Annotated in this window: 17 protein-coding genes; 7 read left to right on the forward strand and 10 right to left on the reverse strand. The window is 72.0% G+C overall.

What is annotated here, in order from left to right:
- Window positions 1-60 precede the first annotated feature (60 nt).
- Window positions 61-654 carry a TetR/AcrR family transcriptional regulator gene (locus OG871_RS38760; protein ID WP_371493534.1) on the reverse strand — a complete coding sequence of 198 codons (594 nt, stop codon included), beginning with the start codon at window positions 652-654 and terminating at the stop codon, window positions 61-63.
- A gap of 166 nt (window positions 655-820) precedes the next feature.
- Between OG871_RS38760 and OG871_RS38765 the strand changes: the two genes are divergently transcribed.
- Complete coding sequence (locus tag OG871_RS38765) at window positions 821-1,786, forward strand: alpha/beta hydrolase family protein (RefSeq protein ID WP_371493533.1); 966 nt, start codon at window positions 821-823, stop codon at window positions 1,784-1,786.
- Window positions 1,787-2,278: 492 nt separating this feature from the next.
- On the opposite strand, the gene OG871_RS38770 is transcribed toward OG871_RS38765, so the two are convergent.
- Window positions 2,279-2,935: a DUF4232 domain-containing protein gene (locus tag OG871_RS38770; RefSeq protein WP_371493531.1), complete on the reverse strand. Its 657-nt coding sequence runs from the start codon at window positions 2,933-2,935 to the stop codon at window positions 2,279-2,281.
- Window positions 2,936-3,384: 449 nt separating this feature from the next.
- Here OG871_RS38770 and ligA point away from each other — a divergent pair, with 449 nt between their 5' ends.
- Both ligA and OG871_RS38780 read left to right on the forward strand, forming a co-directional pair.
- Window positions 3,385-5,418, forward strand: coding sequence for an NAD-dependent DNA ligase LigA (gene ligA / locus OG871_RS38775; RefSeq protein ID WP_371493530.1), 2,034 nt, complete (start codon window positions 3,385-3,387; stop codon window positions 5,416-5,418).
- Window positions 5,419-6,060: 642 nt separating this feature from the next.
- The gene (locus tag OG871_RS38780) at window positions 6,061-7,170 is read left to right on the forward strand and encodes a mechanosensitive ion channel family protein (RefSeq protein WP_371493528.1); all 1,110 of its coding nucleotides are present in this window, start codon (window positions 6,061-6,063) and stop codon (window positions 7,168-7,170) included.
- Window positions 7,171-7,193: 23 nt separating this feature from the next.
- On the opposite strand, the gene OG871_RS38785 is transcribed toward OG871_RS38780, so the two are convergent.
- The 4 genes from OG871_RS38785 to OG871_RS38800 all read right to left on the reverse strand — a co-directional run bounded on the left by OG871_RS38785 (window position 7,194) and on the right by OG871_RS38800 (window position 9,402).
- Window positions 7,194-7,733: a hypothetical protein gene (locus OG871_RS38785; protein WP_371493527.1), complete on the reverse strand. Its 540-nt coding sequence runs from the start codon at window positions 7,731-7,733 to the stop codon at window positions 7,194-7,196.
- A gap of 40 nt (window positions 7,734-7,773) precedes the next feature.
- A complete protein-coding gene (locus OG871_RS38790) occupies window positions 7,774-8,250 on the reverse strand; it encodes an ATP-binding protein (RefSeq protein ID WP_371493526.1) in 477 nt (158 codons plus the stop codon).
- Window positions 8,251-8,326: 76 nt separating this feature from the next.
- A complete protein-coding gene (gene wrbA, locus OG871_RS38795) occupies window positions 8,327-8,935 on the reverse strand; it encodes an NAD(P)H:quinone oxidoreductase (RefSeq protein ID WP_371493525.1) in 609 nt (202 codons plus the stop codon).
- A 164-nt stretch (window positions 8,936-9,099) separates the two neighbouring features.
- Window positions 9,100-9,402, reverse strand: coding sequence for a muconolactone Delta-isomerase family protein (locus OG871_RS38800; RefSeq protein ID WP_371493523.1), 303 nt, complete (start codon window positions 9,400-9,402; stop codon window positions 9,100-9,102).
- Between the two features lie 189 nt (window positions 9,403-9,591).
- Between OG871_RS38800 and OG871_RS38805 the strand changes: the two genes are divergently transcribed.
- Both OG871_RS38805 and OG871_RS38810 read left to right on the forward strand, forming a co-directional pair.
- Entirely contained in the window at window positions 9,592-10,305 is a 714-nt protein-coding gene (locus tag OG871_RS38805) for an SDR family NAD(P)-dependent oxidoreductase (RefSeq protein WP_371493522.1), read from the forward strand.
- Between the two features lie 51 nt (window positions 10,306-10,356).
- The gene (locus tag OG871_RS38810; protein ID WP_371493521.1) at window positions 10,357-11,388 is read left to right on the forward strand and encodes a nitronate monooxygenase; all 1,032 of its coding nucleotides are present in this window, start codon (window positions 10,357-10,359) and stop codon (window positions 11,386-11,388) included.
- A gap of 109 nt (window positions 11,389-11,497) precedes the next feature.
- Here OG871_RS38810 and OG871_RS38815 read toward each other — a convergent pair whose 3' ends face one another.
- Window positions 11,498-12,118 (reverse strand): TetR/AcrR family transcriptional regulator, encoded by a 621-nt coding sequence (locus OG871_RS38815; protein WP_371493520.1) that lies wholly within the window; start codon window positions 12,116-12,118, stop codon window positions 11,498-11,500.
- Window positions 12,119-12,263: 145 nt separating this feature from the next.
- Between OG871_RS38815 and OG871_RS38820 the strand changes: the two genes are divergently transcribed.
- Window positions 12,264-12,617 carry an SgcJ/EcaC family oxidoreductase gene (locus OG871_RS38820; RefSeq protein WP_371493519.1) on the forward strand — a complete coding sequence of 118 codons (354 nt, stop codon included), beginning with the start codon at window positions 12,264-12,266 and terminating at the stop codon, window positions 12,615-12,617.
- Between the two features lie 467 nt (window positions 12,618-13,084).
- Window positions 13,085-13,252: a hypothetical protein gene (locus OG871_RS38825; protein ID WP_371493518.1), complete on the forward strand. Its 168-nt coding sequence runs from the start codon at window positions 13,085-13,087 to the stop codon at window positions 13,250-13,252.
- A 94-nt stretch (window positions 13,253-13,346) separates the two neighbouring features.
- Here the strand turns inward: OG871_RS38825 and OG871_RS38830 are convergent, their stop codons facing one another.
- The 3 genes from OG871_RS38830 to OG871_RS38840 all read right to left on the reverse strand — a co-directional run bounded on the left by OG871_RS38830 (window position 13,347) and on the right by OG871_RS38840 (window position 15,664).
- Complete coding sequence (locus tag OG871_RS38830; protein ID WP_371493516.1) at window positions 13,347-13,751, reverse strand: tautomerase family protein; 405 nt, start codon at window positions 13,749-13,751, stop codon at window positions 13,347-13,349.
- A gap of 29 nt (window positions 13,752-13,780) precedes the next feature.
- Entirely contained in the window at window positions 13,781-14,590 is an 810-nt protein-coding gene (locus OG871_RS38835; protein ID WP_371493515.1) for an MBL fold metallo-hydrolase, read from the reverse strand.
- Window positions 14,591-14,719: 129 nt separating this feature from the next.
- Window positions 14,720-15,664 carry a LysR family transcriptional regulator gene (locus OG871_RS38840; protein ID WP_371493514.1) on the reverse strand — a complete coding sequence of 315 codons (945 nt, stop codon included), beginning with the start codon at window positions 15,662-15,664 and terminating at the stop codon, window positions 14,720-14,722.
- Between the last annotated feature and the right edge of the window lie 97 nt (window positions 15,665-15,761).

Consider the following 15,761-nt stretch of genomic DNA (forward strand, 5'->3'; position numbering starts at 1 on the left):
CCGTGACGGACGGCATCTCGGAGAGTGCAGGGAGCAGGTCGCGACGTCCGCTCGTCGGCATCAGGACGTCTGCGGTTGCTGAAGTCCCTGGAGGAGGAGGGCGATCAGGCGTCGGGGGTCGTAGCGGGGATCGTTGTCGCGTCCGATGCAGAGGTTGCCGATGCCGCGCATCAGCTCGTAGGGCTGCGTGCCGGCCCTGATGTCACCGGCCTCGACCGCGGCGTCGAGCAGTTGGGCGCAGACGGGCAAGAGGCGGTCGAGGAAGTAGGCGTGCAGCGCGGCGAAGCGGTCGCTGTCGGACTGCAGGGCGTCGGCGAGTCCGTGCTTGGTGACCAGGAAGTCGACGAAGAGGTCGATCCACTGGCGTAGCGCGTCGAGCGGTGAGCCGGTGCTGGCCAGCAGGTTCGGGCCGGCCTCGGCGCATGCCTCGATCTGGTGGCGGTAGACGGCGGTGACGAGATCCGCCCGGGTCGGGAAGTGGCGGTAGATCGTGGCCATCCCGACGCCTGCCTGGGCTGCGATCTGGCGGATGGGCGCGTCGACGCCGGAGGCGACGAAGACCTCGGCGGCGGCGGTGAGCACCGTCTGCCGGTTGCGCTGGGCGTCGGCCCGCTTGCTTCGGGACGGCACCTCCCCTGCAGGGCTTTCGGTCATCACGTTCTCCTTCGACACCGCTTGACAAAACGGAGCATCGCTCCGGATATTAAGTGGAGCAACGTTCCGTTTCAGGATATCCGAAACGGGATGCCCTGACTGTCTTCTCCGCTCCCGGTCGCAGGGAGACCGGGAGCGGCAGGCACCACGAAAGGGAACCACCATCGTGAGCACATCCACCACCACCAGCGCCGACGCCTTGGGCTCGCCCGTCCCGGTCCTGTCATTCAGCCCCGTGGTCCTGCCCGTGCCCGGACGTCCCGTGGACCTCCAGGTGCGCGTCTCCGCACCCGCGACCGGGACCAGCCTCCCCGTCATCCTTCTCTCCCACGGCCACGGCCCCTCGAACAACCTCTCCTCGCTCAACGGCTATGCACCGCTCGCCGACTTCTGGGCGGCACACGGATTCGTCGTCGTCCAGCCCACTCACCTCACCTCAAGGACACTGAGCCACCTGGTCGCCGACGCCCCCGGCGCACCCGACTTCTGGCGCTCCCGCGCCGAGGACATGACGCACATTCTCGACCGGCTCGACGTCATCGAGCACACCGTGCCGCAGCTCGCCGGACGGATCGACCACACCAAGGTCGCCCTCGTCGGACACTCGCTCGGCGGCTTCACCGCCGCCCTCCTGCTGGGCGCCGGGCTCACCGACCCCGACACCGGGAACGTGGTGCACCTCGTCGAGCCCCGGATCAAGGCGGGCGTGCTGCTCGCCGCGCCCGGCAGGGGCGGCGACGCCCTCAACGGACCCATGGCCGAGCAGTGGCCGATCATCGGGGCCGTCGACTTCTCCACCATGACCGCACCCGCGCTGGTCGTCGCCGGCGACAAGGACGACCCCCTCCACTTCACGGACATGGGGCCGGACTGGCACGCCGACCCCTACACCCTCGCCCCCGGCCCCAAGACCCTGCTCACCCTGTTCGACGCGGAGCACGGACTCGGCGGGATCGCCGGATACGACGCCGCCGAGACAACCGACGAGAATCCCGAGCGAGTCGCCGCCCTCGCCCGGCTCACCGCGGCCTACCTCCACACCCAGCTCCACCCCGGCGCCCCCACGTGGCAGACCGCTTGCGAGGCACTGACGACCGGCCCCGACCCGGTAGGACGAGTCGAATCCAAGTAGCCCCCCGCCGCCACGTCCCGTATCGGACGGCCCGCGCCGTCGTCGTTCGGCTCGCCGCGTCCGGGTCGCGCAGGGGCCGCAGCCCCTCGCGCGGCACGAACGCGGTGAAGCCCGGGCCCGGGAGCCGTGAGCAAGAGAACGGCGCAGCAAAGTCCCCCTGCCGCGCAAGCCGGCAGGGGCGCACGGGGTCAGTCAGCGGGCTGGCACTCGACGACCGGTGTCCGGCTGGCCGGCCGGCGTGAAGTGCCTCGACACACAGGGTCCTCAGCCGAAATCGGCTGCCTCGGCGCTGCCCAGTCTCCTGCACTGTTCGAATCGCAGCCGACCGCAGACGCTGCTCGAACCGGTGAACAACTGCTGCTGGTACTCGTGAACAGAGCCATACTCGGAGGTCGGGGGTGGAGCGCGGCCAAGGGCCAAGCAGCGGACTCACGGAGCGGGGATGCGGGGCTGGCCGCCACCGACGGGCCGGGCCGGGCGGGGCGCCCGCGGTCACTCGCCCTGGCCGGCGCTTCCCATCGGGCCGATCCTCACCGGGGATCCGCTGCCGTCCGTGACGGGCAGTGAGCCGGCGCCCGGCCAGGGCAGGGTGACCGACTGGGTCTCATCAGGCGGGGTCACCACCAGGCCGGTGATCCGGACGCCGGAGCCGCCCGAGGTGTTGGCCGGGTAACTGATGCCGAAGTACGTCGACTTGCCGCTCCTCACGACGCCCGCGACGACCGGCTCGCCGGAGCGCTTCGCGGACAGCGTGCCCGCGGAGGTCTTCAGGTCGACGCCCGCGTACCCGGAGAGCGTGCAGTCCTTGCCGCTGTGGTTCTTCAACTCGACCACGACGGTGTTGTCGGCGTCGCCGGTGATGGTGCGGTCCGCGGCGGTGATGGTCAGGTCCGCGGTCCGGCACTTGGCGGTCTTCCCGGCCCCGGTGGAGCCGGCCGGTGCGGCGGTGGGCGGCGTGCTGCCCTTCCCTGGACCGCCCGAGGCCGGACCGCCCGAAGCCGGACCGCCGGAGGCCGGACCGCCGCTGGGGGAGGCGCCGGTGGACGCGGTCTGGGCCTGTGCGGTGCCCGTCTCGTCGTCCTGGCAGGCGGTGAGCGAGAGGGCGGCGGCGACGGCCAGGACGGCGAACGCGAGCTTGCTGACGCGCATGGTGTATTCCTCCGGGTGGTGCGGCGGGTGCCTGGTGCTTGGTGCGAGCGGGTTTCCGAAGACCAGGACCGCCCGCCCGGACGAACCGTTCCGCCCGGGCCGCCCCCAGAACAGTGCTGTGACATGTACGGCCGGAACCACCCGCGCCGCCGCCCTCCGTACCGTGCCGCACCCCGCCGCCGACCTGCCCGGACGCCGGACCACACCACCGCCGCGCACCGCCGTCGCCGTCGACCACCGCCGGGACAGACCCGTGACCCGGACCACCTTGACCACAACCGCGACAAACGCAGGCTCAGGCCTGCGACATCGCCTCTGTGACTGATGTGACGGGTGAGCAGGGCGCGGATCCGGCAGCGGAGCGACCGGAGCGGGACTTGAGGCCGCCGCGGCGGGCGCCACCTGGGCACGCGGATCCGTGTGTCAGTGCTGGTCGGGATGATGGACCCATGACCGACGCTGCCCCACTGGCCACCCCCAGCGCCTACGCCGACGCCGTCGCCACCGCCGTCCAGGCGGCCGCGGCCTACTACGCCGACGGATCCACGCCGCTGGGCGACGACGAGTACGACGCCCTGGTGCGCGGCATCGAGGCGTACGAGGCCGCGCACCCGGACGAGGTGCTCCCGGACTCGCCCACCGGCAAGGTCGCCGGCGGCGCCGCCACCGGCGACGTCCCGCACAGCGTGCCGATGCTCAGCCTGGACAACGTCTTCTCCGCCGACGAACTCGCCGCCTGGGCCGCCGGCTTGGAGCGCCGCCTCGGCCGTCCGGTCGACGGCTGGTGCGTGGAGCCCAAGCTCGACGGCCTGGCCGTCGCCGCCCGCTACCGCGCCGGCTCCCTGGTCCAGGTCCTCACCCGTGGCGACGGTCTCGCGGGCGAGGACATCACCCACTCCGCCGACGCCGTCCTCGGCCTGCCCGCGCGGCTGACCGAGCCCCTCGACCTGGAGCTGCGCGGCGAGGTCCTGCTCACCCAGGACCAGTTCGACCACGCCAACGAGGTCCGCACCGCACACGGCGCCACGCCCTTCGCCCACCCGCGCAGCGGCGCGGCCGGGACGCTCCGGGCCAAGGACCGCCCCTACCGGGTCGAACTCACGTTCTTCGCCTACGGTGCCATCGGCCTCGACGACCTCGGCCACACCGCCCTGCTCGGCCGCCTCGCCGAGCTCGGCGCCAACACCGCCGCCACCACGGAGGCCCACCCGCAACGCTGCGCGACCGTGGAGGAGGTCCAGCAGCGCGTCGAGGAGGTCGCCGCACTGAGGTCAGCGCTGCCGTTCGGCATCGACGGCGTCGTGATCAAGGCGGACACCGCCACCGACCAGCAGCAGGCCGGGTCCGGTTCCCGGGCGCCGCGGTGGGCGGTCGCGCGGAAGCTGGCAGCCGAGCACAAGGTCACCCGGCTGCTGGGCGTCGAGTGGAACGTCGGGCGGACCGGCATCATCGCGCCCCGGGCCGTCCTGGAGCCCGTGGTCATCGACGGCGTCACGATCACCTACGCCACGCTCCACAACCCGGCCGACATCACCCGCCGCGGGCTCCTCCTCGGCGACCAGGTCTTCGTCTACCGCGCCGGCGACGTGATCCCACGGGTGGAAGCGCCGCTCGTCGACCAGCGCACCGGCGCGGAGCAGCCGATCGCCTTCCCCGAGGCCTGCCCGCGCTGCGGGGACCCCATCGACACCTCCGAGCAGCGCTGGCGCTGCTCGCGCGGCCGCGGCTGCCAGGCGGTCGCGTCCATCCGCTACGCGGTCGGCCGCGACCAGCTCGACATCGAGGGCCTCGGCGGCACCCGAGCCGTGCAGCTGGTCGACGCCGGCCTGGTCGAGGACGTCGCCGACCTGTTCGCCCTCACCCGCGACCAGCTCCTCGCGCTGGAGCGGATGGGCGACACCAGCACCGACAACCTCCTCGCCGCCATCGAAACCGCGCGCAACGCCCCGCTGAACCGGGTGTTCTGCGCGCTCGGTGTCCGCGGCACCGGCCGCACGATGTCCCGCCGGATCGCCGCCCACTTCGGCTCCATGGCCGCCATCCGCGCCGCCGACGCCGAAGCCCTCGCCGAGGTCGACGGCATCGGCGTGGAGAAGGCCAAGGTGATCGTCGCGGAGCTGGCCGACCTGGCCCCGGTCCTGGACAAGCTCATCGCCCAGAACGTCGGCACCGCCGTCACCGAGCCCACCGCTCCCTCGAACGCCGGCCCGCAGGAGGACGGTCCCCAGGGGCCGCTCACCGGACAGAGCGTGGTCGTCACCGGCAGCATGGCCGGCAGCCCGCTGGACGGCCTGTCCCGCAACGAGGTCAACGAACTGATCGAGCGCGCCGGCGGCAAGGCATCCTCCTCCGTGTCGAAGAAGACCACCCTGCTCGTGGCGGGCGAGAAGGCCGGCTCCAAGCGCACCAAGGCCGAGGAGCTCGGAATCCGCATCGTCTCGCCGGCGGAGTTCGCCGCCACCGTCGCCGACCACCTCGCCTGATCGTCACAGCCCACCAGCGGCAGTGCCCGAGACCGGCTGCGACGGGCCCCGGGGGGCACCCGCCTCGGAACCTTGGCCTCGCCCTGCCCCGGCCGCCGCCGGGGCAGGGCGGCCCGACCACCGGCCTGGCCGCCTCTCGGGGACCTGACCGGCGCAGCAGCGGGTGTCGGGCACCGCGATGACCACGCCGGTCCGGACAGGGTGGCTGACGTTGGGGCTGGTGACGGTTCCGGTCGACTTCCGCGTCGTCCTGCGGTTAGGGCCTGTTCCTGGACCACGTCTGATCAGTGGGCGGAATTGACGGGCCCCTCTGCCCATGGCGGGGGAGGCGGGAGCGTGCCTCGGCGGTGCAGAGGGGGCCCTCCCGCCGAAGGCTGGGGCGCGTCGACCGCCCGAAACAGGCGACCCCGCTGCCGCACGGACGGAGTAGCCCCGCCGAGCGGCCGAGCGGCCGGAACGCCGGGGTCCGGCTGTGGCGGCAGCCGGGCCATGGGGCAGGATGGCAGTCCGTTCGGAATGCGTACGTCCGCTCCAACGCGGCAGCGCACAACACGACCTGACAGGCGACAAGGTGACGACACAGCACGTACGGCGGCCGGCGGCGGCCCGTTCCCTCGCCCTCCACACTGCGGGGGCGGGACGGTGACCCGGGACCTGGTCCTGCACGACTGGGTGGTGGCCGGCATCGCGCTGGCCTCCGGCTGTGTGGCGGGCCTGGTGCTGCGGGCTCTGATGAAGTGGCTGGGCAAGCACGCGACCAGGACCAAGTGGAGCGGGGACGACATCATCGTCGACGCGCTGCGCACCATCGTCCCCTGGGCGGCCGTGATCGCCGGGGCCGCGGTGGCCGCTTCGGCCCTGCCGCTCACCGCGCGGATCGGGGGGCTGGTCGACCAGTCGCTGACGGCCGTGCTCATCGTCATCGCGACGCTCAGCGCGGCCCGGGTGGTGGCCGGGCTGGTGCAGTCGGTGGCCGCGTCCCGGACGGGCGTCGCGGCGTCCGCGACCATCTTCGTCAACATCACCCGCATCGTGGTGCTGTCGATGGGCGTTCTCGTGGCCCTGGAGACCCTCGGGGTGTCCATCGCCCCGCTGGTCACCGCCCTCGGGGTGGGCGGTCTCGCGGTCGCGCTGGCGTTGCAGGACACCCTCGCCAACCTCTTCGCGGGTGTGCACATCCTCGCCTCGAAGACGGTCCAGCCGGGTGACTACATCCGGCTCACCAGCGGGGAGGAGGGGTACGTCGTCGACATCAACTGGCGCAACAGCGTGGTGCGCAACCTGTCGAACAACCTGGTGATCATCCCCAACGGCCGCCTGGCGCGGACGAACATGACGAACTACTCCCAGCCCGAGCAGAAGCTGTCGATCCTGGTCCAGGTCGGGGTCGGCTACGACAGCGACCTGGAGCACGTGGAGAGGGTCACCCTCGACGTCGTCGACAGCGTGATGGCCGACATCAGCGGTGGTGTGCCCGACCACGAGGCCGCCGTCCGTTTCCACACCTTCGCGGACTCCAGGATCAACTTCACGGTGATCCTGGGCGTCGGCGAGTTCAGCGACCAGTACCGGATCAAGCACGAGTTCATCAAGCGCCTGCACCAGCGGTACCGGACGGAGGGCATCTCGATCCCCGCGCCCACGCGTACGGTCTCGCTGCAGCAGGACGGGGCGGGCGCACCGTCGTCCCTCCCGCCGGTGCTGCACCAGTGGGAAGCGTCGTCCGAGGTGCTGGCGGACCAGCGGCGGTAGCCGGCGCGGGGGCTAGCCAGGGGTCAGCAGGACTGGGCTCCGCGCAGGCCACGCCAGACGGTGGCGGAGGTGGCCTGCCGGGGTGCGGCCGAGATATTCGATCTCGCAGTCGAGGTCGGGCCGGACGAACAGGACACCGCTCGGCAGCTGCTCAAGACGGCGGCGGCGCTGCAGACAGGACAGCCCGGCCCGGTGAGGTCCTGGTCGCCGTCGGCGAGCACGTCGAACAGCACCAGGGTGACGGGAACGGTGTGCATCGCGGCGCGGGTCGCCTGCGGCCGGCGCAGCGACAGCCACTGCTGGAGGCGGTGAAAGGACGGGCGGCCGGTGGCGGGATCGAGTGCGATGATCTCCCCGCCGAGGACCAGCCGACGGCCCTTCAGCAGCCGGGTGAGGACCTCCAACTCCGGATACTGCCTGGCGACCTCCCGGCGGTTGCGGGTCACCAGCCGCCACCCGCCCCGCCCGTCCAGACCCACCGCGATCCGCACCCCGTCCCACTTCACCTCGAACGCCCACCCCGACGGGTCCGCCGGCAACGACGTGACCGGCGTGGCGAGCATCGCCTCCGGGACACCGGGCCCGGCCCACTGCTGGCGGTGTTCAGGCGGCGATGGGGAGGTCTGCCCAGTGGGCCGCGCCGCGGGGAAGGGCGCGTTCGCCGTGCGCGATCGCCAGCAGGGCGATGATGGGGGCGCCGCGGCCGTGCTCTTCCGGATCGCGGCCGGCGGCTCGGGCGCGGTCTTCGGGGGCGGGGCCGCCGTCGTCGACCTCGACATGCAGGGCGCCGGACTCCGTGCGTTGCTCGAGGTGGAGGGTGACGGGGGGCAGGGCGTGTTCGACGGCGTTGGTGACGAGTTCGGACACGACGATCAGGACCACGTCGGCCGTGTCGATGTCGGCGCCCAACGCGTCGAGGACGGTGCGGGCGATGCGGCGCGCCGTGCCGGCGGACTCGGGGTGGTGCGGCAGGTTCCAGGCACAGGCCACCTCGCCGGTGCAGGTCGCCGGAAGGACGCCGGGCGTGGCATACGACGCGGGTTCGGCGGCTGTTCGGTCGGTGGCGGTGGCGGCGTACATGGGGGTCTCCTCGGCGGGGGCGCCGGCGCCGCCGGTGTGGCGGCGCCGGGCTGCCCTGACTTAGGCCGGTGGGTGGTCAGGCTGCCTTGAGCTGCGCGGCGATCCGCACCACGCGCTGGGCCTGGTGACGGGCGGCGGCGCGGGTGGTCTCGTCCACCGGCTTCGTGCCCTGGCCGTCCACGTGCGAGGTGCCGTAGGGGTTGCCGTCGGCGAACTTGACCGGGTCCGTGAAGCCGGGGGCGACCACGATGCCGCCGAAGTGGTGGACGCTGGTGTAGAGCGCCTGGAGCGTCGTCTCCTGGCCGGCGTGGGGGGTCGCGGACGAGGTGAAGCCGCTGTAGACCTTGTCGGCCAGCTTCCCCTCCGCCCACAGTCCGCCGAGGGTGTCGATGAACTGCTTGAGCTGCGAGGAGAGGTTGCCGAAACGGGTGGCGGATCCGAACAGTACGGCGTCGGCCCAGTCGATGTCTTCAGCTGTCGCCTCGGGGATTTCCAGGGTGGCGGCGTGGTTGGCCGCCCAGGCCGGGTTGGCCTCGATGGCCGCCTGCGGGGCCAGCTCGGCGGCCTTCACCAGGCGGACCTCGGCGCCCGCCTTCTCACCGGCGTCGCGCAGTTCCTTGGCGATCTCGGTGATGGTGCCGGTCGAGGAGTAGTAGACGATCGAAAGCTTGACGGGGGTGGCCACGGCGATGGCTCCGTTCGTTTCTGGGGATTCTGAATCGGACTGGGAATAGACGACTGGTCGGCTATTCCAAAATAGACGACCGGTCGTCTAGCGTCAAGCGGACGCTGCGCTTCCGGTGGGAGCGACGGGGCCCGTCAGGCGGCGACGAGCCCCGTTCGTGGGGCTCAGGTGGTGGCGGCGGCCCTGCCCGGGTCGTTGGGGTGGGACTCCAGGGGCGTCACCACCGAGGTCATCCACGGCCAGAGCGGCAGCGTACCGAGCACCTCCCCGTACAGCTCGCCCTCGTCGGCGGCCCGCCACAGGCCGATGCTGCGCAGTTCACCCACCGGGCGCCACAGCCTGACGAGGTGGCCGGCCGCTGCCAGCTCCCTGGCCCTGGCGGATTCGTCGGCGCGGCGACGGTCCACCTCGGCAGGGTCGGTGCCCTCGGGAACGGTGGTGGTGAGCTCGACCAGGAACTCCTTCATGGCGGTTTCTCCTTCTCTCTGCGGGGCTCTCGTCCCCTCGCGACGACGCACGGCTGCGGGCGCAGGCCCTGCGCGCTGACGGTGCACACAGGCCTTTGAAATTACCCGACCGGTCGTCTACTTTGACATGGACGGCCGCCTGGCTACCAGTCGGGCCCTCCTCGTCCCCTTGAAGAAGGTCAGGTCACCATGAGCACGCAGGTACAGAAGGTCGCGGTCGTGACGGGCGCGTCCCAGGGCATCGGAGCCGGGATCGTCACCGCCTACCGCAAGCTGGGCTACGGCGTCGTCGCCACCTCGCGCCACATCGCCGCGTCGGACGACCCCGGCGTCGTCACGATCCAGGGCGACATCGCCGACCGCACGACCGCGGAGCGCGTCATCGCCGCCGGCGTCGAGCGGTTCGGCCGTATCGACACGCTGGTCAACAATGCGGGGATCTTCGTCGCGAAGCCCTTCACCGACTACACCGAGGACGACTACGCCGCGGTGCTCGGCGTGAACCTGGCCGGCTTCTTCCGCATCACCCAGCTCGCGGTGGAGCGCATGCTCGAGCAGGGCGGCGGTCACGTCGTGCAGATCACGAGCACACTCGCCGACCAGGCCAGCTCCAGCGTGACCTCCGTACTCGCCTCTCTGACCAAAGGGGGGCTGCAGTCCGCGACCAGGGCGCTGGCCATCGAGTACGCCGGCCGCGGCATCCGCAGCAACGCCGTGGCGCTGGGCGTCATCAGGACACCCATGCACCCCGAGGAGAACCGTGCGGCTCTCGCGGCGCTGCATCCGCTCGGCCGCATGGGCGAGGTGAGCGACATCGTCGACGCGGTCGTCTACCTCGAGAACGCCCCGTTCGTCACGGGCGAGATCCTCCACGTCGACGGCGGCCAGAGCGCCGGGCACTGATCGCTCCCGGACCAAGTCCGTCCCCATCTCGCAAGGAGAAGAAGGCACTCCATGACTTCGCCACTCAACGCTCTCGCCGTGGACAACCCGGTTCTGGCCGCGCCGATGGCCGGCGGCCCCAGCACCCCCGCACTGGTCGTCGCGGCGGCCCGGGCGAACGGGCTGGGATTCCTCGCGGGCGGATACAAGACCGCCGACGCACTGGCCGAGCAGATCGCCGAGGTCCGACGTCACGACATCGCCTTCGGCGTCAACCTCTTCGCCCCCAACCCCCTGCCGGTCGATCCGGAGGCCTTCCGACGCTATGCCGCCGCGATCGCCCCCGAAGTCCGGGCCTACGAACTCGACGTCCGGACGGCGGGAATCGTCGAGGACGACGACCACTGGTCGGACAAGATCGACTTGTTGCTGTCCGTGCCGGTCCCGGTCGTCAGCTTCACCTTCGCCGTCCCGGACGCAGCCGTCATCGCCGCACTGCGCGCCGCCGGAACCGTGGTCGTCCAGACGGTCACCTCAGCGGCGGAGGCCCGCCTGGCCGCGGACGCGGGCGCCGATGTCCTGGCGGTACAGGCGTCGGCCGCCGGAGGGCACTCCAGCACGCTCACTCCCGAGCATGTTCCGGCCTCCGTCCCGCTGACCGAGCTGCTGGGGCGGATCCGGGCGGCGGTGTCGCTGCCGCTCGTCGCCGCGGGCGGGCTGGCCACCCCGGCCGGCGTGGCCGAGGCGCTGCACGCCGGGGCCGAGGCGGTCATGGTCGGCACGGTCCTGCTGCGGGCGGACGAAGCCGGCACCTCGCTTCCCCACCAGGCGGCCCTGGCCGACCCGAAGCGCCGCCGGACCGTTGTGACCAGGGCGTTCACGGGCCGGCCCGCGCGGGCACTGGCCAACCGGTTCACCGACCACTACAGCGACCTCGCCCCCTGCGGCTATCCCGCCCTGCACCATCTGACCAGGCCGATGCGCCAGGCCGCCACCGCGGCCGGGGACCCCGAACGGATCAATCTGTGGGCCGGGACCGGGTACCGCCAGGCCACCGCCGAGCCCGCCGCCCAGATCCTGCGGAGACTGGCCTCACACGTCTGAACTCCCCTCGGCGCGCGACGCACGACGCACCCCAAGGCGCCGGCGGTCCCGAACCTGGGAACGGGACTCCGGCGCCCGACGCTCCGACCCGCCGGAAGCGGACCAGTGCTCACACCTCGACCGCTGCCACCTGCGGCATCCGGGCGCCCAGCAGAGCCAGGCAATTCGCCCACAGAACGCTCAGCCGGGACGTGTTGTTGTAGAGCTTGGCGAACAGCACCTGACCCTCAAGCTGCGCGACGACCGACCGTGCCGCCTCACGGGTGTCGGCGACATCGACCTCGCCGCGCCCACGCGCCTCGGCGACGACCGACTCCACCATGTCGACCTGGGCGTCGAAGATCTCCTGCAGGCGCCGGCGGATCGCTTCGGTCTGATTGCTCAACTCCAGTGCGAGGTTCCCGAACAGGCAGCCGGAGACGGTGCCGCAGCTCTGCTGCCCCGCGCGCTGGCTCGCCTCGGTCTCCTCGAAGAGCTGCCGCAGCCGCTGCAGAGGATCGGCGTCGCCGCGCAGGACACGGGTCCACTCGCCATACTGGCCGGCCCAGTGCTCGTCGAGCACGGTCAGCGCCAGAGCCTCCTTGGACTCGAAGAAGTAGTAGAAGCTCCCCTTGGGCACCCCGGCCGTCTTGCAGATCTCGGCCACGCCCAGCGCCGAGTAGCCACGCTGCTCGATGAGCAACTGCGTGGCGCTGATGATCTTCTCCCTGGCATCACTGGTCCGTCCCATGGTTGCAAGTATACGACCGCTCATCTACATTGATAATAGACCGGTCGACTAGTGATCGTGGTTGTTGGCCACTCCGCGACCAAGCGCAGGGGTCCGCTGCCCGCACACCCACTCGCAGACGAGAGCTGAAGCAATGAGCCATCCGATGCATGACGTCCTTCGGCGCTGGAAGTCCGCTTTCGACGACCACCAGCCCGACGCCATGGCCGATCTGTTCACCCCGGACGCCCTCTTCCAGGGCTTCGGACCCGCCGTCCTCACAGGCCGGGGCGCGGTGCGGGACTACTACGAAGCCGTACCGGCCGGCCGAAGGGCCGAAGTGACAGTCCTGCACACGTACACGATCGGCGAGCAGGTCGCCGGAGGCTTCGCGGCCGTCACGTTCAGCGACGCGCACGACTGGGAGGCCCGTGTGAATCTGTCGCTGGTGCTCCGCCTCCACGACACCGGCTGGCGAATCCGCCAGTACCACGTCTCCCGCGTCGAGGCCGAACACTAGCCGGCTGGCTAGCCGAAGGCCGAGGTAGCGGCCGGGTTGCGTGGCCGTCCGCGCGTACGATCGACGGGTGGCCAAGCAGAAGACGTTCGAAGCCGCACTGATGACCGCGCAGCGGGCGCTCGCCGCCGTCCGCGCGTAGCGTGCCGCCTACCTGCCGGTCTGCCGGCGTGGAACGGTCCGGAGGCGACCACAGCCGGCCGCAGCGCCGGAGTCAGCCCGGCTGGAGGAGGCCGAGCGGCAGGCCGCGTACGTGGTGTGGGTGGATGCGTACTGGGCGGGCTTGCGGTGGAGGATCGGGTCGGGGCCCGTACCCAGCTCGGTCACGTCGACGACGGGCCCGACCCGGCGCCAGCCAGCCACGTAGACCGTCGCCGACCGGGCTGACAACCTGGGGGCGTCGGGGCGCTGTTGCTTCACCCAGGCACTGACCGAAGGTCGCGCGGGTCGGCTGAGGGCGATGCAGGGGCTTGTGCTTCGCCGGCGGACGTCGACGCCTGGCTCGACCCGCCCGCACCGACCCCGACGACCACACCCCGGCCGTCGGCGAACTCACCGCCACCCCTGTCGGCACCGCGGTCGACAACGTCCGCAACAACGGGCCCCAGCTCCTGGAGCCGATCCCCGAGCCTGCCTGACCCACAGGCACGCGGCGGGTGCGGCACCTCGGTCGGCCGGCTCGGCCGGGGGGACCGGCGGCGGTGCACCGCCGGCCGCGCATGGTGTGCGGGTTCAGTGTCCGGGGGCCGGGAGGTCACCTTCGACGTACTGGGCGCGGCCGTCGGCGAACGACCAGTCCTCGGGGCCGTTCTCGAAATAGCCGACGAACAGGTCCTCGCCGTTGACACCGGCTTCGGCGAGCTGTTTGGCGAGCGTGCGGTAGACGAGCCGCTTGTCCTCGGTACTGCGGCCGCGCTGGGTGAAGATGTGGACGATGACGGTGCCGGCGGTGCGCTGGAAGCCCAGTCCGGCGTCCAGGGCGATGATCTCGTCGGGGTCGTGCTGGGTGACGAGCTGGAAACGGTCCCGCTCGGGGATCTTCAGGACGTCGACGAGGGACCGCTGGACGGCGTCGGCGATGGCCCGGATGCTCTCGGGGGTGCGGCCGCGGATCATGTCGATGCGTACGAGGGGCATGGCGAGCAGCTCCTGCGGGTGAGGGCCGGTCAGGGCTTGAGGGGGAGCCAGGTGCCGTGGTCGGCGATGCGCAGGACGGAGGTGAGGCCGGCGTCGTCGAAGGTGTGCTCGATGGCGTCGCGGCCTTCGGTGAAGTGGGCCCAGCCGGTGTAGTGGGCGGGGATGTTGACGGGGGCTCCGAGGATCGCGGCGGCCGCGGCGGCGCGGACGCTGTCGAGGCTGACCGGGCGTTCGCGGAACTTGCCCGGGACGCGGGCGGCGCCGGCGTGGAGGACGGTCGCGTCGATGCGTGGGGTGCGGCGGGCGATCTCGGTGACGGTGCGGATGGAGGCGTTGTCGCCGCTGATGTAGACGGTGGGCAGTCCGGCTCCGGCGAGGACGAAGCCGACGACCTGGCAGTTGACCTCGCCGTCCGGGTCGCGCTCGCCGTCTTCGGGGCCGTGGACGGCCGGAACGGCGGTGACGGTCAGCTCGCCGCCGTCCGGGCGGGCGAGGGTGTGGGTGTCCCAGGCGGCCAGGCCCTTCGCGCCGCCGCCGAGCCTGCCGGCGCCGCCCGTGGTGGTGAGCAGCAGCGGGGCGGCCAGTGCGAAGGTACGGCCGCGGTCGTCGAAGTTGTCCGCGTGGTTGTCGTGGCTGACCAGGACCAGGTCGACGTCGGCGAGCCGGTCCTCGGCAAGGGCCGGGCCCTCGGTCTTGGTCAGGTAGCCGTGCGGGCCCGGGGCGTCGAAGGTCGGGTCGGAGACGATGCGCAGCCCGCCGAGGTCGAGAACGGTCGTGGGCCCGCCGACCACCAGGGCCGAGCCGTCGTGACGGGGAAGAAGGGGGGAGGGCGACGCCATGCTGCTGCAGCTCCTTGGCCGGGGCAGGAAGGGGAGGGGAGGGGAGGGGGCGGGCCCTGGGCCGCCCCCTCCCTCGCGTCGACCGTAGGGAGATAGCAGGCGCCAGCGGAAATGCCGTTCCGGCTGCGGCTATGCCTCACCTGCATGGCTGGAGGTCGCGGCTGCTTCGAGTGCCGCGTCGAGGAAGCGGCGCAGCAGCGCGGAGCCGGTTCCTGCCTCTGGGCGGTAGGCGAGGCGGACCGGGCTGGGCGGTGCGCCCGTCAGCGGCCGAAAGCGCAGCGCGGGGTGGCGGATGCGGCGTTCGGCGACGTCGGGGACGATGCCGAGACCGCGTCCCGCGGCCACCGATTCGAGCCACTCGTCGAAGTTCGCGGTCTCCACGTACCGACGCGGGCCGTCCCCGTTCGGCCAGCACCAGGGGCCGGTGGTGCCGCTGGCGGTGTTGACGACCAGAGTCCACTCGGGGGCGTCCTGCCAGCGCACAGCGTCGGCCACGGCCTTGGGGGGATGGCTGTGGGAGGCCTGCGGCCCGCCGCCCGGGGCTTCCTCGCGGGCGCGGACGGCGACGCGCTGCTCGTCGTACAGGTGCACCGTGCGCACGGCGGCCCCGACCGGTCTGCCGCCGCGCACCAAGGCCACGTCGACACCCTGGCGGTCGAGGGCGTCCAGCGGATCGTCGCAGCGCACCAGCTCGACCCGTGCCCCGCTGTCGCGCTCGAAGCGGGCGATGGCGCGCTGGGCCCAGGGATCGGGCAGCAGCCAGCTGAAACCGAGCCTGAGGGTCAACTCGTGACGGGCCGCGGCCAGGGCCGCGTCGAACGCGGCCAAGGTCCGCTCCACATGGACGAGGAACTCGGCGCCGGTGTCGGTGAGCGCGACGCCGCGAGACGAGCGGTCGAGCAGTCGCACCCCGAGGGCCGCTTCCAGCTGGGCGACGGTGCGGCTCAGGGCCGGCTGCGTGATCAGCAGTTCCTCGGCGGCCTGGGTGAACGAGCGGCGCCGGGCCACCGCTGCGAACGCCCGCAGGTGCCGCAGCTCGATGCCGGATGTGCCTGCGGGGCCGGGCGCGATCACCGTCGCCTCGCGCGATGCCTGGGGAACATGGATGCAGCGTAACCGGCATTTCCGCGCACTGTGCGCGCCGCCTAGCGTCGAGAGGGAAGCCTTGCGC

It is taken from the genome of Kitasatospora sp. NBC_00374 (genome assembly GCF_041434935.1).
Taxonomy (GTDB): Bacteria; Actinomycetota; Actinomycetes; order Streptomycetales; family Streptomycetaceae; genus Kitasatospora.